Origin of the sequence: Sulfitobacter sp. TCYB15 (assembly GCF_040435955.1) — a bacterium.
In the GTDB taxonomy this organism is placed as follows: domain Bacteria; phylum Pseudomonadota; class Alphaproteobacteria; order Rhodobacterales; family Rhodobacteraceae; genus Sulfitobacter; species Sulfitobacter pontiacus.
The window spans coordinates 2,507,772-2,524,978 of record NZ_CP159193.1 but is presented as its reverse complement, the minus strand read 5'-3'; the positions used below and the strand labels follow the sequence as shown (position 1 = coordinate 2,524,978).

Below are 17,207 nucleotides of genomic sequence, written 5' to 3'. Positions count from 1 at the left end.
AGGTACTCCAACTGATAATTGCGCTAGAATAGCTCGGGAATAGTAGTATTAGTTCCTGATTCCGGCCAGTTTGGTGGGTAAACCGCTTTATTATTGGGCCTCTTGCGTGACAAACGACGACTTTAAAATGGACCGCTTCGATGCGGCGATTCTGACGGTACTGGCCGAAGACGGGCGCATCAGCATCACTGACCTCGCCAAACGGATCGGGCTGTCCAAATCCCCCACCCAAGCGCGGCTAAGACGGCTTGAGGATAGCGGCGTCATTCTGGGCTATCGCGCCCTGCTGGACCCGATCCGTCTGGGGCTGGATCACGTGGCTTTCGTAGAGGTCCGTTTGGAAGACACCCGCGAGGTCGCCCTGCGCGCCTTTAACGAGGCCGTGTCCCGTGTGCCTGAAATTGAACAGGCCCATATGATCGCAGGGAACTTTGATTACCTGCTTAAGGTGCGCACCCGTGACATGGCTGCCTACCGTCGTTTTCTGGGCGAAACGGTGACCACGCTGCCCTATGTCGCCAACACCTCTACCTATGTGGCGATGGAAGCGGTCAAGGAAATCATGCTCGCGGACATGGCGTAAGCCGCGAAGGCGCGCGGGGCCATTCGTGATTTTGATGCCGGCTGCCCTGCATCTGACCATTTACACCGCCCGCAACCTAGCTATTGTGCGCGGCACTGCGGGCGTGATGGAATGGTAGACATACCAGACTTAAAATCTGTTGGGCCTTGTGCCCGTGTGGGTTCGAGTCCCACCGCCCGCACCACTCATCCCTCCACTTAAATCCAGTCTCCGAAAAGCGTGACAGGCCGGTTATCATGGCATTGTCGTTGCTCGTGGCTGTGCATATGGTAGCGGATGCGAAACAAATGGGGGATATCGGGTGGACGACAAAACGAACATGCGCGCGATCATTCAGGATCATGAGGCCTACCTGGCCGGTGCGCATGATTTCCAGTCAGATATCGAAATGCTCGCGGCAAGCGAAACTGTGGGGACGTTGCTGGAAACGGTAATGCTGGCGACAGATATGCGCTTTGCTGCTGTGGCGCGGGTGACGACCGATCGCTGGGTCGCCTGTCGCACGGTGGACGAGGTGAACTTTGGCTTGTCCGAAGGCGACGAGATCGGGATCGACCAGACCTTCTGCCAATCGGTGCGCGAGACCTCCGAGAAGGTGATGTTCAACGATGTCGCCACGGATGATGTCTATCGTAATCATCCGATTGCCGCGCAATTCGGCATCGTCAGCTATGCCTCCATCCCGATCTTCCGCAGCAACGGGTCGTTCTTTGGCACCCTCTGCGCCATCGATACCGAACCGCGCGACGTCAAACATCCCCGCGTTGTTGCCATGCTCGAGATGTTTGCCGATATCATCGGGCGCAGTCTGGAAACCGAAGAACGGCTTGAGGCGCAGGAGCGACTGGTAGAGCACGAACGCCAGATGGGCGCGGTGCAAGAGGAGTTCGTCGCCGTCTTGGGCCACGACCTGCGCAATTCGGTCGCCGCGCTGAACGCGGGTGTGCGCCAGCTCGACAAGGAGCCGCTGTCAGACAAGGCGCGGAAAATTCTGCCGCTGATGGGGACCTCTATCCACCGGATGAGCGAGCTTATCGACAATATCATGCTGCACGCTAAATCGCGGTTGGGCGGCGGTATCCGCATCTCGGCCACGCCGGACGCGGGGCTGGAGGATGCGTTGAACCACGTGGTGGAAGAGGTGCGCGCCGCAGCACCCGATCACAAGATCACCGTCGATCTGGACTTTGACCGCCCCGTGAGCTGCGATGCCGCGCGCGTGGCGCAGGCGGTGTCGAATCTGTTATCGAACGCCGTGCGCTATGCCGATGACGGCAGCGAGGTCACGGTGCGCGGGCGCGTCAGCGGGGCGGAGGCCGTGATTTCCGTTGCCAACCGCGGCGCGCCGATCCCCGAAAGCCTGAAGCAAAAGCTGTTCCAACCCTACCAACGTGGCGACCAGACCAAGGGCGAGGGGCTAGGGCTTGGCCTGCATATCGCATCCTCGATCGCGGTGGCGCATGGCGGTCAGATCGACGTGACCTGCGATGACGGTCTTACCACATTTGCGTTCCGTGTGCCGTTGCTGGCGGCCTGAACGCCGTTCAGGGTTCTCTGGTGGGACTAAATCAAAGGCCAGCGCGATGCGCAGGCCTTTGATCGTTTTCGGAGTGGTCAGACGGCGGAGCCTTGGCAGATCAGCTGCGCCCGCCTGCGAATTTTTCGGCCCATTCGTCGCGCTGGTCGTCGGTGATTTTCGCGAACAGCACCTCTGGCACCTCGAAGGTGTGACCGGGGGCCAGTTGGGCCAAGGCGGCAGGCACATCATCCGGCCATGCGGCGTTTTCAACCTTCATACTGTCAAGCATGCTGGCGGCGGCCGTCGGGATGAATGGTGCAGACAAGACCGCGTAAAGCGGGATTAGGTTCAGCGCCAAACGCACCTGAGCCGCGGCTTTGTCGGGGTCTGTCTTGAAGGTCGTCCAAGGGGCCTGTGCTTGCAGGTATTCGTTACCCGCAGCCCAGATCGCCCGCAGTTCGGCGGCGGATTTGCGGACTTCCATCGCCTCCATCGCGGTTTGATAGCGGGCTACCCGTTCAGTCAGATCCGCGATCAGCGCGTGTTCTTCGGGCCCGTATTCGCCCGCCGCTGGCACGTCTTCGCTGAATTTCGAGCGGCAGAATTTGGTGATGCGGCTGATAAAGTTGCCCAAGACATCCGCCAGATCCTTGTTCACGGAGGACTGGAAATTCTCCCACGTGAACTCCGCATCCGAGGTTTCGGGCGCATGGGACAGCAGCCACCAGCGCCAGTAGTCCGCCGGCAGGATTTCCAGCGCCTGATCCATGAATACCCCACGCCCGCGCGAGGTCGAGAACTGGCCGCCGTCATAGTTCAGATAGTTGAACGATTTGATGTAATCGACCAACTTCCACGGCTCTTGCGAACCCATGATCGTTGCAGGGAAGCTGAGCGTGTGGAAGGGGACGTTGTCCTTGCCCATGAACTGGGTATAGCGCACATCTTCGGCGCCTTTGTCGGTGCGCCACCAGCTTTCCCAGTCCGATCCCTTGCCCGCATCGACCCATTCCTGCGCGCAGGCGATATATTCGATGGGGGCATCGAACCAGACATAAAAGACCTTGCCCTCCATCCCCGGCCAATCGGCGTCGCCGCGTTTGACAGGCACACCCCAGTCCAGATCGCGCGTGATACCACGGTCCTGCAGACCGTCACCGTCATGCAGCCATTTCTTTGCAATAGAGGTGGTCAGCACTGGCCAATCGGCCTTGCTGTTGATCCATTCGTCCAGCTTGTCCTTCATCTGCGATTGACGCAGGAACAGATGCTTGGTCGCGCGCATCTCGAGGTCGGTAGCACCGGAAACGGTTGATCGCGGGTTGATCAGGTCTTCGGGGTCTAGCTGTTTGGTGCAGTTGTCACATTGGTCGCCGCGGGCATCCTCGAACCCGCAGTTAGGGCAGGTGCCTTCGACATAGCGGTCGGGCAGGAACCGCCCGTCAGTCTCGGAGTAGATCTGGCGCTGTTCCACTTCCTCGATCAGGCCCTGCTCATAAAGCGCTGCGGCAAAATGTTGGGTCAGCGCCTTGTTCTGCGCACTGGAGGATCGGCCAAAGTGATCGAAGGACAGGCCAAACCCTTCCGCGATGCGGGCCTGAACCTCGTGCATCTCGGCGCAGTATTCCGCCACCGGTTTACCTGCTTTGGCAGCAGCCAGTTCAGCGGGCGTACCATGTTCATCCGTCGCGCAGAGAAACAATACCTCCTGGCCGCGCCCGCGCTGATAGCGGGCGTATAGATCGGCGGGCAGCTGGCTGCCCACAAGGTTGCCCAGATGTTTGATCCCGTTGATGTACGGAATGGCGGAGGTGATAAGGTGGCGCGTCATGACTTGGACCCCGAAACTGCTTTTGCACGTCTCTAGCGCAGCGGCGGGGCAAGGGCTAGGGGGCGTCGCGTTCGCGGCTGCGGCGCATCAGTCGGCCAATGGTAAAGGATGTGCGCGGCGCATAGACATAGGGGGTGCGTTTTGTCGCCGTAGGACGGGCGCGCATCCGCGTCAGCCCAAAAAGCACCAGCACCCCGTGCCCGACCGAGATCATGGTAAACAGCGCCGCGGGGCCAAAGCCTTCGATCAGCACCGAGGCGATGTAGGGTGCAAAGATCGCCCCGACCGCGAACCAGAACATCAGCGCCGCCGAAAGCTCTACCCGTTCCGAGCTGCTGGCAAAGTCATGGGCGTGGGACGCCGCCACGGAATAGATCGGAAAGGTCGTGAGGCCAAAGAAGGTCGCGGCGAGGAAGATCGCCTGCGTGCCCATGCCCGCCGACATCACGGTGACCGCACAGCTAAGCATTGATGCAGCCGACAGCCAGATCAGCACCCAGCGGCGGTCGAATTTATCGGCCAGCCAGCCCACGGGGAACTGCGCCAGCGCGCCCCCCAGCACGAAAGCCGACAGGAACCACGCGATCTGACCGGCGGTCAGCCCGACCTCTTGCCCATAGATCGGCCCGACCATCCGGAAGGACGCGCTGGACAGGGCCGCGACAACCACGGCGGCGACGGCCAGCGGGGATCGATCAATCGCGAGCTTGGGGCGCAGCCGCCCTTTTTCGGGGGTTTCGGGTTGGGGCAGGCGGGTCAGCACCAGCGGGATCAGCGCGGCACAGCACAGGATCGCCAACAGGTTGTAGGACACGTAGGACGCAGGCGCGAGCACGCCGATGATCATCTGCGCTGCCAATGACCCGCTGGTATCAACCACACGGTAGGCCCCCATGGTGCGGCCCCGCGTCTCGTTCGTGACCTTGGCCTGCAACCATGCTTCGACCACCGTATAGCATCCGGCGACGCAGAACCCGGACGCGACCCGCATGAGAGCCCAGGCATAGGGATCCAGCACCATCATATGCGACAGCAGCCCAATCGCGCCCGCAGCGGTAAAGGCGGCGAAGGCGCGGCTGTGCCCGACAGTGCCCAAAAGGCGCGGCGCGCCCCAGCAGCCCAGAAAAAAGCCGACGAAATGCGCCGAGCCCAAAAGACCGATCTGCTGGTTGGTGAACCCCAGTTGCGTGCCCGACAACACGTCCAACGGCCCCACACCGCCTGACGACAGTTGCAGCAGAATGACGGAAAGAAACAGGGCGGCGAAGGAAATGAGAAGGCGCATATCGTGGTACTCTGTGCCCATTTTCGGGCAAGACCAATGGCCAAAGCGACAGTCACGCGAAAATTTTTACCCTTCGGCTTTTGCACGGCACGGCTGCCCGGAAAATGCGCTTGCGGTGACGTGGCGGAACAGAAAGGGTAGGCGCAAATCTAAACGAGGAATTCCAATGCAAAAGAACACGCTGGGTCACACAGGTATCGAAGTGACTGATTTCTGTCTGGGCTCAATGACTTGGGGCACGCAAAACACCCCAGAGGAAGGCCATGCGCAGATTGAACGCGCCCTTGATGCGGGGATCAACTTTATCGACACCGCCGAGATGTATCCGGTTAACCCGATCAAGGCGGAAACCATTGGCCGCACTGAAGAGATCATCGGTCAGTGGATCGCCAAGACCGGACGGCGCGACGACTTTGTGTTGGCGACGAAGCACTCAGGCGCGGGGGCTCCGGTGCGTGACGGCGCGGGGATTTCGCCCGATACGATCCGCAGCACGCTTGAAGGATCGCTGAAGCGGCTCAACACCGATTATGTGGACCTCTACCAGTTCCACTGGCCCAATCGCGGCAGCTACATGTTCCGCAAGAACTGGGAATATGACCCCTCGTCGCAGAACCGTGCCGAGACGATGGCGCATATGGAAGACTGCCTTGGCGCGCTGGAAGACGAGGTGACCCGCGGCACCATCCGTGCCTTCGGGTTGAGCAACGAAAGCGCTTGGGGGCTGACCCAATGGGTGAATGCCGCCGAACGCACGGGCGGCCCACGTGCCGTTTCTGTCCAGAACGAATATTCGCTGCTGGCACGCATCGCTGATACCGACGTGGCCGAAACATGCCACAACGAAGATATCGGGATGCTGTCGTATTCTCCGCTGGCGGCGGGGCTGCTGACCGGCAAATACCAGAACGGCGCGCTGCCCGAAGGATCTCGCATGGCGATCAACGGGGATCTGGGCGGGCGCAAGACGGACCGCGCGTTCGATGCGGTGGACGCCTATCTGCAGATCGCGCAGAAACACGGGCTGGATCCGGTGCAGATGTCCTTGGCCTTCACGCGCCAACGGCCCTTCATGACCTCGGTGATCTTTGGCGCGACCTCGCTTGACCAGCTCGAGGTGATCCTCGGCGGGATCGACCTGCATCTGGATGACGAGGTGATGGCCGATCTGGATGCCGCGCATAAAGCGCATCCGATGCCGTTCTGACCCTTCAAACGCCACGCCGGCCCTGAACCCAAGGAGATTTAGATGCCTCTCACCATGAACAAGGACGTATTTATCACCTGTGCGGTCACGGGGTCGGGGGGCAGTCAGGACCGCAGCCCCCATGTGCCACGGTCGCCCGCACAGATCGCCGACAGCGCGATTGCGGCGGCCAAGGCGGGGGCTGCGGTGGTCCATTGCCACGTACGCGACCCCGAAACAGGCGCGCCGAGCCGTCGGCTTGATCTGTACCGCGAGGTGACGCAGCGCATCCGCGAGGCAGAGGTGGACGTGATCCTGAACCTCACAGCGGGGATGGGCGGCGACATCGTCTTTGGCTCGACCGAGCAGCCACTGCCCCCTGTGGCCGGGACCGATATGATCGGCGCGGCGGAACGGGTGCAGCATATCAAGGAATGCCTGCCCGAGATTTGCACCCTTGATTGCGGCACGATGAACTTTGCCGAAGCCGATTACGTGATGACCAACACCCCCGGTATGCTGACCGCCATGGGCCGGATGATGACCGAGCTTGGCGTGAAGCCCGAGATCGAGGCCTTCGATACGGGCCATCTGTGGTACGCCAAACAGCTGGTCAAGGACGGTGTGCTGGATAGCCCTGCGTTGGTGCAGCTATGCATGGGCGTGCCTTGGGGCGCCCCCGATGATCTGAACACCTTTATGGCGATGGTGAACAACGTGCCGGACGATTGGACCTTCAGCGCCTTCGGGCTGGGGCGTCACCAGATGGCCTATGTCGCCGCCAGCGTTTTGGCGGGGGGCAATGTGCGCGTGGGGCTCGAGGATAACCTCTGGCTCGACAAGGGCGTTCTGGCGGAAAACTGGCAGCTGGTCGAACGCGCCGGAACGATCATAGAGAATATGGGCGCACGGGTCATCGGCCCGGCGCAGGTGCGCGAACAGCTTGGCCTGACCAAACGGGCCGCCGCATGAAGCGCGCGCTGCTAGCGCTGGTGCTTCTGGCCGGATGCGGGGCTCAGGCCCTCGATACCGCGCAGGGCCTGCGGGATAGCAAAGCGCTGATTGGCGCGACCAGCCGCTATGACGCGGCGCGCTTCAAAGGACCGTGGCTGGTCCGCGACAGCTTTGGCGACGGCGTGGCGCAGGTGGCCTTGGTCGAGACGACGCAGGGCCCCGCGTTCCAGTTGTGCACACAGGTCGGCTGTGGCGACGGGGGGACGCTGTGGTTGGCGCAGCAGCAGGGGCAGGGGCGCTATGCGCTGTCGCGCCCCGATGGCAGCACGCGCACGCTTTGGGTGCTTTGGGTCGACGAAGGGTTCCGCACCGCGGTGGTCGGCAATCCCGCCGGCGACTTTGGCTGGATCCTTGACCGCAGCGCCAGCGGCGGCGCGGACCGGATCGCGGCCGCGCGCGAGATATTGGACTTTAACGGCTATGACACGGACCAGCTGAGGATACGACAATGACCAAAATCGCAGCAATCATCGGCGGTGGTGTGATCGGCGGCGGATGGGCCGCGCGTTTTGCGCTGAATGGCTGGCAGGTACAGGTGTTCGACCCCGACCCGCAGGCCGAACGCAAGGTGGCCGAAGTTCTGGCAAACGCCCGCCGCTCCATGCCCGGTCTGACCGATGTCGCCCTGCCCGCCGAAGGGGGGCTCCGGTTTTGCACCAGCATCGCCGAGGCGGTGGAGGGGGCCGTGTGGATACAGGAAAGCGTGCCCGAACGGCTTGAGGTCAAACACAGCACGCTCGCCGAAATCCAGGCCGCCTGTGATGCACAGGCGGTGATCGGATCGTCGACATCGGGGTTCAAACCGTCAGAACTGCGCGCGGGCAGTACGCGCCCCGATCAGATCATGGTCGCCCATCCCTTCAACCCCGTCTACCTAATGCCGCTGGTCGAGCTGGTCCCGGCCGAGGGGCAGGACGGCCCGCTGGTAGACCGCGCCAAGGAACTGCTGACGGGGCTTGGGATGTACCCGCTGCATCTGCGCAAAGAGATCGACGCCCATGTGGCAGACCGTTTGCTCGAAGCTGTCTGGCGCGAGTCGCTCTGGCTGGTCAAGGACGGCATCGCCACCACGGAAGAGATCGACGACGCCATCCGCTATGGCTTTGGCATCCGGTGGGCGCAGATGGGCCTGTTCGAGACGTATCGCGTTGCCGGTGGCGAAGCGGGGATGAAGCATTTCATGTCGCAGTTCGGTCCGGCATTGAAATGGCCCTGGACCAAGCTGATGGATGTGCCCGATTTTGACGAGACCCTTGTTGATCTGATCGCGGGGCAATCGGACGCGCAGTCGGGGGCCTATGGCATCCGCGACCTTGAACGCATCCGCGACAATAATCTGGTCGCGATGATGCGGGCGTTGAAACAGCAGGATTGGGGCGCAGGACGGTTGATGAAACAGCACGAGGCGGCCTTGCGCGCAGGCACCGTGCTTGAGGCGAGAGCGGCGGATATCGACGATCCGTTCCAGCCGGTGCCCACCGTCCATCGTGCCGTGCCGCTGGACTGGACCGATTACAACGGCCACATGACCGAGGCGAAATACCTTCAGGCCTTTGCCGACGCGACCGACCGTTTCATGGAGCTGATCGGCTGCGACGCGGCGTATATTGCCTCGGGCGGGAGCTTTTTCACTGCTGAAACCCATATCCGCCACGTGGACGAAGTGCATGCAGGCGCGGTGATCGACATACGCACCCGTGTGCTGCTGGGAGCGGGAAAGAAAATGCATCTGTGGCACGAGATGTACGAAGGCGACCGGCTGCTCGCCACGGGGGAACACTTTTTGCTGCATGTCAGCCTTGAAACCCGCAAACCCTCTGATCCGTCTCCGGAGATCGCGGCGGCGTTGACGCGCTTTGCCCAAGCCCATGCGGCCTTGCCGATGCCCGAGGGCGTGGGCCGCTTTGTGGGCGCGCCGCGGTGATCGGGGTCCGCGCCCATGGCTGACACGCTGCCGGATCTGTGGATCCTCGTGACGCTGGCCGCGGCGGTCTTTCAGACCGGACGGTTCATGCTGCAAAAATACCTCGCGACCGCGACCCTGTCGGCGGCGGGGGCGACATTCTCGCGGTTTCTGTATTCCGCGCCCTTCATTCTACTGGGGCTCGCGGCTTATCTGGCGCTCAGCGCGACCCCCCTGCCGCCGCTTGGGCCGGGGTTCTGGGCGCATGGGGTGGTCGGAGGCACGGCGCAGATCCTTGCGACGGTCTGTGTGGTGCTACTGTTCAAACAGCGCAACTTTGCCGTGGGCATCACCTTCAAGAAGACCGAAGTCATCCTGACGGTGCTGGTGGGTTGGATCATTCTGGGCGAGGGCGTCAGCGCCACCGGTTTCGCCGCGATTGCCCTTGGCGTGATCGGGTTGTTGCTGCTGTCCGGCGGGGCAGAGGCCAAGGGGTTTCACCTGCGCGACCTGCGCAATCGCGCGGCGGGGCTGGGGATTGCGTCAGGCGCGCTTTTCGCGGTGTCAGCCGTGTCCTACCGCGGGGCGTCGCTGGCGGTGGAGACCGATCTGCCGGTGCTGCGCGCAGGCGTGACCCTCGCGGCGGTGGTGACGATGCAATCGTTGATCATGGCGGTGTATCTGCGGTTGCGCGAACCGGGGCAGATCCGCGATGTCTGGCGCGCGCGCCGGGTCGCGCTCTGGATCGGGCTGACCTCGATGGGCGGATCGCTGTGCTGGTTCATCGCCTTCACCTTGCAGAACGCAGCCTATGTCAAAGCCCTTGGTCAGGTAGAGCTGATCCTGAGCGTCGCCGCCTCCACCCTGTTCTTCCGCGAGAAAATCAGCCCCCGTGAGGCGGCAGGCATGGCGGTGCTGATCGCGTCGATCCTGATGCTGGTGATGGTCGCCTAGCTTGGCATCGGGCGCCCGCGCAAACGCAGGAACAGGCTTTCTTCGTCGTTATTCTTGAAGAACGGAACCGAGGCGGGCGGGTCAAGCTGCCGCGCGCGGGCCTCGACTTCGGCCAGCACCACCTCGGTGATGAAGGGCATGTCGAATTTGCGCGCGTCCGACAGGGCCACCCATTGCAGATGCGAAAGCTCGTCACAGGCGTCGTCGAAATTGTCGAGATCGGTGGCGATATCCTCGGCATCGACCAGAAAGAAACGCGCGTCAAAGCGGCGCGGACGGCCAGGAGGCGTCAGCGCGCGGAAAACGAATTGCAGCGGGGCCGCGTGGGGGAGATAGCCGCGCTGTGCAAAGGTCAGCCAATCGGCAGGGGGCGTGCCCTCCCATGCGCCTTTCTGGCCAAGGATCAGGCCGGTCTCTTCCCAAAGCTCGCGGATCGCGGCTACCACCAGGGCATGTGCAAGGCTGCCATCGGCGTCTTCGGCCAGACGGTTCTGGCAGGTTTCATCGACCATGCTGGCCAGCGGCACCTGCGCATCGCCCAGATCGACCGCGCCGCCCGGAAAGACGAATTTATTGGGCATGAAGGCCGCTGTCGCGCCACGTTGCCCCATCAGGATCCGCGGCGCGGTATGCCGGTCGCGGATCACGATCACCGTGGCTGCGTTGCGGATTTTACTTTTGTCGATGGTCATCGCCTTGCCCCATATCCTGTTGTTCTAGCGGGGCTTTTGGGGTGCCGGTCAGCTGGTGCTGCCGAACCCGCCCATGCGCTTTGCCCATTGGAAGCCGATCATGGCTCCTTTCAGTCTGGGCAGAAGGTAGAGGGACAATCCGACGCAGCCAACCGAAAAGATTGTAAACAACGTCAGCGGCTCGGGTCGCCAGACCACAAAGGCGATGTGCAGCCCCGGGGCCAGCAGGTGCCCGACAAGCAGGATCGTCAGATAGGCCGGACCATCATCGGCGCGGTGGTGGAACAGTTCTTGGCCGCAGACGGTGCAGGTATCATTGACCTTCAGATAGCTTTTCAGCATCGGACCGGCCCCGCAGTTGGGGCATTTACGCCGCCAGCCGCGCAGCAGGGATTTCCTCATGCTGCGTTCATCTGTGTCTACGTGAGGCATATTTACGGTCTGGTCAGTCATCTGGGCTTCCTTGTTCCCATCCTACATGCGGCCAAAACGCCGCGAAATAAAGGGATCTCGGGGCAGTTGCGTCGCCATGTCGCAAAGCCCGCGCGGGGGTGCCCAAAACTTTTTCACATTTTTTGCGACGGAATGACGGGTGGCTGTCGTTTGAACCGGTATCGCCACGCTGAAAACGGCGGGCGTTAGATAGATCACCTAAGGAAGAAACAGATGACAAAACGAGCAAATCTTCAGATCGCACTCTTGAGCGGGTTGATCGCATTGGGCGGCACGACACTGGTCGCGCAGAATGCGGATAAGGCAGAGGGCGGCAAGCAAAGCCACTTTGTCCAGTTGGACACCGATATGAACGGTGAAGTCACTGCCGAAGAAATGAAAGCCCATGCCGCGGCACGTTTCGCTACTGCTGACGCGGATGGAGACGGCTTCCTGACACAGGATGAACTGGCCGCCGCAGCCAAGGCACGCCACGCCGAGCGCAGCCAGCGCATGCTGGAGAAGCTGGACACCGACGGCAACGGATCGCTTTCCGCGACCGAGCTTGAAGCCATGGGCAAAGGCAAAGGCGACCGGATGGCCAAGCGCCACGACAAGATGATGAAACGCATGGATGCCAATGAAGACGGCAAGCTGTCGATGGAAGAAATGGCCGGGCGTCACAGCCCCGAGCAGATGATCGAGAAGCTGGACACCGACAAGAACGGATCGCTGAGCGCGGAAGAGTTCGCTAAAGCCCGTATGGGTGGCAAGCATCACGGCAAACGCGGTGGTCATGACGGCAAGGACGGGCACGGCAAACCCGGCAAACACATGAAGCACGACAAGTCCGATGACGGCGACGCGGCTGCAACGGAATAAGGCAAGCATGCGGGCGCGCTTGAACGGCGCGCCCGCAAAGGCTACCTCCGGTTTGATGGATATGCACGATACGACGGATGCCGACGGGGTGGATGACCCCGAACGCGCCTTGCTGCACCGCTATGTGCAGGGGGATGCGGCGGCGGCACGGCTGTTGACGCTCCAATTGACACCGCGCATCTTTGGTCACGCCTTCCGCATTCTGGGCAACGCGGCCGAGGCTGAAGACGTGACGCAAGACGCGCTGATGCGCCTGTGGAAGATCGCTCCGGACTGGCGCGATGGCGAAGCGAAGGTGACCACCTGGCTGTACCGTGTGACCGCCAACCTGTGCACCGACCGCCTGCGCAAACGCGGCCGTGGTGTCCCGCTTGAGGACATCGCGGAACCCACCGATCCGGCGGAGAGCGCCGAGGCTCGGCTGCAGCGCACGGCGCGCGAGGATGCCTTGCAAGCGGCGCTGGACAGATTGCCCGAGCGGCAGCGGCAGGCGGTGGTGCTGCGCCACATAGACGGGTTGGCGAACCCCGAGATCGCCACCATTCTGGATGTCGGGGTCGAAGCGGTTGAAAGCCTGACCGCACGGGGCAAAAGGGCTTTGGCGAAACTTTTGGGCGCAAGACGTGACGCCTTGGGATACGATGATGACAAAACGTGAAACAGATACGCTAGAGGCGCATTTCGAACAGGCGCGGGCGACCCCGCCGCAGATGCCTGCGGGCATGATGGACCGGTTGATCGCCGATGCGCTGGCGGCACAGCCCGCCCCTGCGATAGGGGGCTGGCGTGGGTTCTGGCGCGCCATCGGCGGCGCACCTGCCTTGGGCGGGCTGATCACGGCAACGGCTGTCGGGTTCTGGATCGGGGTCGCCCCGCCAAGCGGCTTGCCGGATGTCGCGACGCAGATCATCACCGGCGGCGACGATTACATCGTCGCCGATGCGACATCGCTGGACACCTATACGTCAGATCTGACGGCGTTCGGCTGGGACTTGGACGAGGGATAGAAAATGGCAGGCTTTGCATTCAAAAGCACGAAGACACTGCGGTGGGCCTTGGGGCTGTCGCTGGGGGTGAATCTTCTGGTGCTGGGGCTGATTGCGGGGGCGGTCTATCGCTTTGACGGGCCGCATGGTGGCGCGATGCGGCACATGCGCGACTATGGCACGCCCTACGTCATGGCGCTGCCCGAAGAACGCCGCCGCGCCGTCTTTGCCGATGCGCGCAAGGGGCGCGAGGATAAATCCGTCAGCCGTGCCGCACGCCGCGCATTGTATCAAGAGGCGCTGACCGCCATCCGCGCGGAGCCCTTCGACCCCGCAGAGGCCCGCCGTGTGCTAGACCTGCAACGCGACGCCACGCTGACCGTTCAGCAGACCGTTCAAAACGCGTGGCTGGCCGAGTTGGCCGAGATGTCGGCGACCGAGCGTGCAGCCTATGCCGACCGTGTCGAGGAAATGCTCAAGCGCGGCAAAAAGGGCAAACGCGACGGCGCAAAGCCTCCGAAAGCCGGTCAATAGGCTGGCAACTGGCCCAAGCGGTCAGGGCCTGCCGTGCGGGATTGCGCGGCGCGGGCTTGCCAAATGCGCGCCCGGCGCGGTAGGCAAAGCGACCTTAACGAAAGTCGCGCCCCATGCTCCCTGAATTCAACGATCCAAACGAAGTTCTTGCCACCACGCGTGCCTCCTCTGGGCGGCGGGCCATCGGGCTGACGGCGCTTGGGATATTGGGGCTGTTCCTGATCTACGTCGCGTTCACCTCGTCGCCCGGTCTGGGCTGGCAGGTGTTCTTGCTGGCAATGGGGGGGCTGGCGCTTTGGATGGCTGACAAGATGCGCCGCGCAACCGCGGGCGCGATCGAGCTGACCGCCACCGAATTACGCGACAGCGACGGTACGGTGATTGCACGGGTCGAAGACATCATCGGGCTGGATCGCGGCGTTTTTGCGTTCAAGCCGTCTAACGGTTTTCTACTGCGCACCAAGCCGGGTACAGGCGGTGACCGCATCTGGCGCCCGGGCCTGTGGTGGCGGATTGGCCGGCGCATCGGTGTCGGCGGCATGACCCCCGGCAGTCAGACCAAGTTCATGTCCGAGATCATCTCTGCCATGATGGCAGAACGATCCTAAGCAAAAGGCCCGCAGGCAGATCGCCGCGGGCCTTTTCTGTTTATCGTGATCGTCAGCTTTTACGCGCCGTCCGAGTACAGCACCCAAGGGGCGTAGCGCGGGCGGGTAAAGACGAAGTTCTTCACCTCTTGCACCGGCAGCCCGATGTTGAAGGGCGGGGAGAATGACGTCCATGTCTCGGTGACGGTGATATATTCACCATCCTCCAGTTCCGGGATTTTATCCGTCCAGCCGGTCACATCCGCTTGGGTCGCGTCGCTCAGGCTGCCGCGGGCGCGGGACCAATGCAGCAGGAACCGTTTGTTCTTCTGATCGTATTTCGCCGAGGTGATGCGCACTGTCGTTTCACCCGAGGAACGGGTCATATAATCCAGTAGATCCTGAATGCCGTCCATATATTCGGTGTCCATTGGCAGCGTCTCGCGCGAGATCATATCGCCGATGGTATAGGCCGCTTTCTGGTTGGTGTAATATTCCTGATAGGTCTGGAAGAATGTAAACATCGCCAGATAGACCCAGAAGACCATCGGCATCATGATCACCGCTTCGATCGAGGCGCTGCCGTCCTGATCGCGCAGAAAGCGCGCCAGTACACGGCGTTTGAGATAAGTGATAACCATTAGCTTGGCTCCTGCACAAAGGAGGATACGGCGTACATGCTGCCCTGTCCCGCGCCATCAGTTTCGAACTTGAAGCCCATAGCGCTGCCCGGCAGCATCGGATCGAACTTGACGCAGGCCCGCAGCAGCATCAGCTGGTGCTGCGCCCCAAGGGTAAAACCGCGTTCCTGTTTGACGGGCAGGGATTTGTCCACGCAGTCGGGCGAGGCGTTCATCGCGGCGAAGTTGCGCGGGTTCACCAGCACCATCTCAAGGCGCAGGGTATCCTTGCAGTCGCCGATATAGCCCACGTTGTCACAGATCATCGTTTTGATCATGTCGTGGGTGATCGTCGTGCGTGTGTTCAGCCGGATATACCGTACTGCCGTTTCCAGCCCGCGGTTCAGGTGGAACTGCCGCAGGGAATAAAGGCTGACCTCGACCGACGCGAGGAACATGCCGAAGATGACCGGAAAGAGGATCACGAACTCGATCAGGACAACTGCGCCATCCTCACCCCGGCGGAACCGGCGCAGCGCTTGTGAAATGCGGGCGATCATTGGGTCAATCTCAACTGGTTGATCTGGCGGGCGATGGCGCGGAAGGCTTCGGAAAGCTCGACGCCTTCGACACGGAAGAAGTGGCTGGGCGAGGAGGCGCAATCCTGCATCGCGGGCACGTCCTCGTCATCGACCTCGAACCCGATGGACCAGATCACGATCCGCTTGGCTTTGGCGGCGTCGCAGATATTCGACAGCAAGGTGTTGCCCAGCGATTTGTTGTACTTCTGATAATAGAAGTAGCCCCAGTAGCGCGAGTTTACCTCGCGGCGTAGATACCACCAAAGGTTGTACCTATTCCAGTGAACATACTCGCTATCTTCGTTGTAGTACGTATTGCTGATGCGGAACGAGTTATCATTCGCGCCATCTGTCATAAGGATAACAGTCTTAAGCGTTTCTGAATCGGTATAGCTCGCGGGGCGGTTATAGAATTCACGGTCGACATGACCGGCATTCACCAGCGAGTTGTTGATGTCCCGGAACGCCGGATCAAGCATCGCCGCGGCCCATTTCATGCCAAGGAAGATCGACGTACCAGCGCGCGGTACAAGATCATCAATCTGGTTCTTCAACGTGCGTTTGTTTTGTGAAAACGGGGTAATACGCTCGTAATCGTAGCGCGGGCAAACCGTATCGTCACGGTAGTTGTTGCGGCCGTCGTAGTTCCACTGGAAGTGCTGCATCTGGTTATACCGTGTGCTGCTATTCATCGCGATCGAATCAAAGTCACCATTGTCGAAATCGATGCAGTGGGAATAGTCGTGCTTTCTGTTCACGTTCATACGGTCCATGATCAGCGGGCCCGCGTTCACTTGTTCCGAGTAGGGGACCAGGGAGACTGAAATCAGGTCTTCGTTCTCGTCCTTCAGCACGGTGTCCAAAAAGATATCGGCGGCATTCTGTACTTCGCCCAGACGGTTATTGGTGGCCATCGAACCCGAGATATCGAGCACGAGCGAAATTTCGACCTTTGCAACGCGTTCTTCCGCCTGACTATGGGCGGGCACTTCGAGCGTGGGGAAACCAAAGCGGCCAATAAACTGGGTGTCCATGTCCTTGCTTGCGTCGACCGTCACGGTGCGAAAGTTCAGACCGTCATCCACCACGACATTCGACAGAAACTCGGTCATGCCCGATTTGGCAAAGTAGTCTTCCACCACCGTTTTGGGGTCACGCATCTGATCCAGATCGGCTGCGGCCAGAACGGCACGGTCCGACACAGCTTGCAGACGCGAGCGTTCCATCTCGTGGCGCATGAAATCTAGCTGGATGCCACCCACGGCGATCATCATCATGATCATGAAAAGCGCGAGGATCGTCACCAACCCGTCGTCTTCACGGGCGAACCGCGTCAGCCGCTTGCGCAGGGGGAGGGTTACCCATTTACTCACTGTATCGTTCACCGGCATTTCCATGTCCTTATTCGTGCGACCCATGCGACAGACGCATTTCGGGCGGATCGGCGTTGCCAGCAGATATGCGGGGTGAAGTTGGCCGAAATAGGGCGAAATACGTTTAAAAAAGTGTATACTCAGACCGTTTTTGGGGCAGATCCCGCCGGAGCAGCCGGACTGTCCCCTGTCAGGAAACTTCGCGCAGGACTTGTCTTGTGTGCCGTGACTACTCGCTTTGGGCG

At 61.3% G+C, this 17,207-nt stretch carries 19 protein-coding genes and 1 tRNA gene; 13 read left to right on the top strand and 7 right to left on the bottom strand.

What is annotated here, in order from left to right; genetic code table 11:
- The first annotated feature begins 127 nt into the window (after window positions 1–127).
- From ABM428_RS12080 to ABM428_RS12070, 3 genes are all read left to right on the top strand, one after another.
- Window positions 128–583: an Lrp/AsnC family transcriptional regulator gene (locus ABM428_RS12080; protein ID WP_005849280.1), complete on the top strand. Its 456-nt coding sequence runs from the start codon at window positions 128–130 to the stop codon at window positions 581–583.
- 97 nt (window positions 584–680) lie between these two features.
- Window positions 681–767, top strand: a tRNA-Leu gene (locus tag ABM428_RS12075).
- 117 nt (window positions 768–884) lie between these two features.
- Complete coding sequence (locus ABM428_RS12070) at window positions 885–2,120, top strand: GAF domain-containing sensor histidine kinase (protein WP_353627971.1); 1,236 nt, start codon at window positions 885–887, stop codon at window positions 2,118–2,120.
- A gap of 100 nt (window positions 2,121–2,220) precedes the next feature.
- On the opposite strand, the gene metG is transcribed toward ABM428_RS12070, so the two are convergent.
- Both metG and ABM428_RS12060 read right to left on the bottom strand, forming a co-directional pair.
- Window positions 2,221–3,933, bottom strand: coding sequence for a methionine--tRNA ligase (gene metG, locus ABM428_RS12065; protein ID WP_132997402.1), 1,713 nt, complete (start codon window positions 3,931–3,933; stop codon window positions 2,221–2,223).
- 55 nt (window positions 3,934–3,988) lie between these two features.
- The gene (locus ABM428_RS12060; RefSeq protein ID WP_005849273.1) at window positions 3,989–5,218 is read right to left on the bottom strand and encodes an MFS transporter; all 1,230 of its coding nucleotides are present in this window, start codon (window positions 5,216–5,218) and stop codon (window positions 3,989–3,991) included.
- A gap of 166 nt (window positions 5,219–5,384) precedes the next feature.
- Between ABM428_RS12060 and ABM428_RS12055 the strand changes: the two genes are divergently transcribed.
- The 5 genes from ABM428_RS12055 to ABM428_RS12035 are packed head-to-tail and all read left to right on the top strand — an operon-like array spanning window position 5,385 to window position 10,275.
- Window positions 5,385–6,425, top strand: coding sequence for an aldo/keto reductase (locus tag ABM428_RS12055; protein WP_132997401.1), 1,041 nt, complete (start codon window positions 5,385–5,387; stop codon window positions 6,423–6,425).
- A 42-nt stretch (window positions 6,426–6,467) separates the two neighbouring features.
- On the top strand, window positions 6,468–7,376 hold the full coding sequence (locus ABM428_RS12050; RefSeq protein WP_114865376.1) for a 3-keto-5-aminohexanoate cleavage protein: 909 nt from the start codon (window positions 6,468–6,470) through the stop codon (window positions 7,374–7,376).
- Entirely contained in the window at window positions 7,373–7,870 is a 498-nt protein-coding gene (locus tag ABM428_RS12045) for a lipocalin family protein (RefSeq protein WP_353627970.1), read from the top strand. Before ABM428_RS12050 ends, ABM428_RS12045 begins: the two co-directional genes overlap by 4 nt.
- On the top strand, window positions 7,867–9,342 hold the full coding sequence (locus tag ABM428_RS12040; protein WP_353627969.1) for a carnitine 3-dehydrogenase: 1,476 nt from the start codon (window positions 7,867–7,869) through the stop codon (window positions 9,340–9,342). Before ABM428_RS12045 ends, ABM428_RS12040 begins: the two co-directional genes overlap by 4 nt.
- A 15-nt stretch (window positions 9,343–9,357) precedes the next feature.
- Window positions 9,358–10,275 (top strand): DMT family transporter, encoded by a 918-nt coding sequence (locus ABM428_RS12035; RefSeq protein ID WP_353627968.1) that lies wholly within the window; start codon window positions 9,358–9,360, stop codon window positions 10,273–10,275.
- Here ABM428_RS12035 and ABM428_RS12030 read toward each other — a convergent pair.
- Window positions 10,272–10,967, bottom strand: a complete 696-nt coding sequence (locus ABM428_RS12030) for an NUDIX hydrolase (protein WP_009825059.1) — start codon at window positions 10,965–10,967, stop codon at window positions 10,272–10,274. The two genes, ABM428_RS12035 and ABM428_RS12030, sit on opposite strands and share 4 nt — an antisense overlap.
- 48 nt (window positions 10,968–11,015) lie before the next feature.
- Window positions 11,016–11,420, bottom strand: coding sequence for a DUF983 domain-containing protein (locus ABM428_RS12025; RefSeq protein WP_132997396.1), 405 nt, complete (start codon window positions 11,418–11,420; stop codon window positions 11,016–11,018).
- A 213-nt stretch (window positions 11,421–11,633) separates the two neighbouring features.
- On the opposite strand from ABM428_RS12025, the gene ABM428_RS12020 reads away from it, so the two are divergent.
- From ABM428_RS12020 to ABM428_RS12000, 5 genes are all read left to right on the top strand, one after another.
- On the top strand, window positions 11,634–12,281 hold the full coding sequence (locus ABM428_RS12020; RefSeq protein ID WP_037944628.1) for an EF-hand domain-containing protein: 648 nt from the start codon (window positions 11,634–11,636) through the stop codon (window positions 12,279–12,281).
- 55 nt (window positions 12,282–12,336) lie between these two features.
- Entirely contained in the window at window positions 12,337–12,939 is a 603-nt protein-coding gene (locus ABM428_RS12015) for an RNA polymerase sigma factor (RefSeq protein ID WP_373276847.1), read from the top strand.
- Entirely contained in the window at window positions 12,926–13,288 is a 363-nt protein-coding gene (locus ABM428_RS12010) for a hypothetical protein (RefSeq protein WP_235183798.1), read from the top strand. Before ABM428_RS12015 ends, ABM428_RS12010 begins: the two co-directional genes overlap by 14 nt.
- A gap of 3 nt (window positions 13,289–13,291) precedes the next feature.
- A complete protein-coding gene (locus tag ABM428_RS12005) occupies window positions 13,292–13,801 on the top strand; it encodes a periplasmic heavy metal sensor (RefSeq protein WP_132997395.1) in 510 nt (169 codons plus the stop codon).
- A gap of 113 nt (window positions 13,802–13,914) precedes the next feature.
- On the top strand, window positions 13,915–14,409 hold the full coding sequence (locus ABM428_RS12000) for a hypothetical protein (protein WP_005849249.1): 495 nt from the start codon (window positions 13,915–13,917) through the stop codon (window positions 14,407–14,409).
- Between the two features lie 59 nt (window positions 14,410–14,468).
- Here the strand turns inward: ABM428_RS12000 and ABM428_RS11995 are convergent, their stop codons facing one another.
- The 3 genes from ABM428_RS11995 to ABM428_RS11985 are packed head-to-tail and all read right to left on the bottom strand — an operon-like array spanning window position 14,469 to window position 17,007.
- Window positions 14,469–15,029, bottom strand: a complete 561-nt coding sequence (locus ABM428_RS11995) for a TadE/TadG family type IV pilus assembly protein (RefSeq protein ID WP_132997394.1) — start codon at window positions 15,027–15,029, stop codon at window positions 14,469–14,471.
- On the bottom strand, window positions 15,029–15,568 hold the full coding sequence (locus ABM428_RS11990; protein WP_005849245.1) for a TadE/TadG family type IV pilus assembly protein: 540 nt from the start codon (window positions 15,566–15,568) through the stop codon (window positions 15,029–15,031). The genes ABM428_RS11995 and ABM428_RS11990 overlap by 1 nt, the downstream gene beginning before the upstream one ends.
- Complete coding sequence (locus ABM428_RS11985) at window positions 15,565–17,007, bottom strand: TadE/TadG family type IV pilus assembly protein (protein ID WP_132997393.1); 1,443 nt, start codon at window positions 17,005–17,007, stop codon at window positions 15,565–15,567. Before ABM428_RS11985 ends, ABM428_RS11990 begins: the two co-directional genes overlap by 4 nt.
- Window positions 17,008–17,207 lie beyond the last annotated feature (200 nt).

Excerpts from the sequence above, each read along its gene's own strand:
- ABM428_RS12080 (WP_005849280.1), top strand. The coding sequence starts at position 128 with ATGGACCGCTTCGATGCGGCGATTCTGACGGTACTGGCCGAAGACGGG.
- metG (WP_132997402.1), bottom strand. The coding sequence starts at position 3,933 with ATGACGCGCCACCTTATCACCTCCGCCATTCCGTACATCAACGGGATC.
- ABM428_RS12060 (WP_005849273.1), bottom strand. The coding sequence starts at position 5,218 with ATGCGCCTTCTCATTTCCTTCGCCGCCCTGTTTCTTTCCGTCATTCTG.
- ABM428_RS12055 (WP_132997401.1), top strand. The coding sequence starts at position 5,385 with ATGCAAAAGAACACGCTGGGTCACACAGGTATCGAAGTGACTGATTTC.
- ABM428_RS12050 (WP_114865376.1), top strand. The coding sequence starts at position 6,468 with ATGCCTCTCACCATGAACAAGGACGTATTTATCACCTGTGCGGTCACG.
- ABM428_RS12045 (WP_353627970.1), top strand. The coding sequence starts at position 7,373 with ATGAAGCGCGCGCTGCTAGCGCTGGTGCTTCTGGCCGGATGCGGGGCT.
- ABM428_RS12040 (WP_353627969.1), top strand. The coding sequence starts at position 7,867 with ATGACCAAAATCGCAGCAATCATCGGCGGTGGTGTGATCGGCGGCGGA.
- ABM428_RS12035 (WP_353627968.1), top strand. The coding sequence starts at position 9,358 with ATGGCTGACACGCTGCCGGATCTGTGGATCCTCGTGACGCTGGCCGCG.
- ABM428_RS12030 (WP_009825059.1), bottom strand. The coding sequence starts at position 10,967 with ATGACCATCGACAAAAGTAAAATCCGCAACGCAGCCACGGTGATCGTG.
- ABM428_RS12025 (WP_132997396.1), bottom strand. The coding sequence starts at position 11,420 with ATGACTGACCAGACCGTAAATATGCCTCACGTAGACACAGATGAACGC.
- ABM428_RS12020 (WP_037944628.1), top strand. The coding sequence starts at position 11,634 with ATGACAAAACGAGCAAATCTTCAGATCGCACTCTTGAGCGGGTTGATC.
- ABM428_RS12015 (WP_373276847.1), top strand. The coding sequence starts at position 12,337 with ATGGATATGCACGATACGACGGATGCCGACGGGGTGGATGACCCCGAA.
- ABM428_RS12010 (WP_235183798.1), top strand. The coding sequence starts at position 12,926 with ATGACAAAACGTGAAACAGATACGCTAGAGGCGCATTTCGAACAGGCG.
- ABM428_RS12005 (WP_132997395.1), top strand. The coding sequence starts at position 13,292 with ATGGCAGGCTTTGCATTCAAAAGCACGAAGACACTGCGGTGGGCCTTG.
- ABM428_RS12000 (WP_005849249.1), top strand. The coding sequence starts at position 13,915 with ATGCTCCCTGAATTCAACGATCCAAACGAAGTTCTTGCCACCACGCGT.
- ABM428_RS11995 (WP_132997394.1), bottom strand. The coding sequence starts at position 15,029 with ATGGTTATCACTTATCTCAAACGCCGTGTACTGGCGCGCTTTCTGCGC.
- ABM428_RS11990 (WP_005849245.1), bottom strand. The coding sequence starts at position 15,568 with ATGATCGCCCGCATTTCACAAGCGCTGCGCCGGTTCCGCCGGGGTGAG.
- ABM428_RS11985 (WP_132997393.1), bottom strand. The coding sequence starts at position 17,007 with ATGGGTCGCACGAATAAGGACATGGAAATGCCGGTGAACGATACAGTG.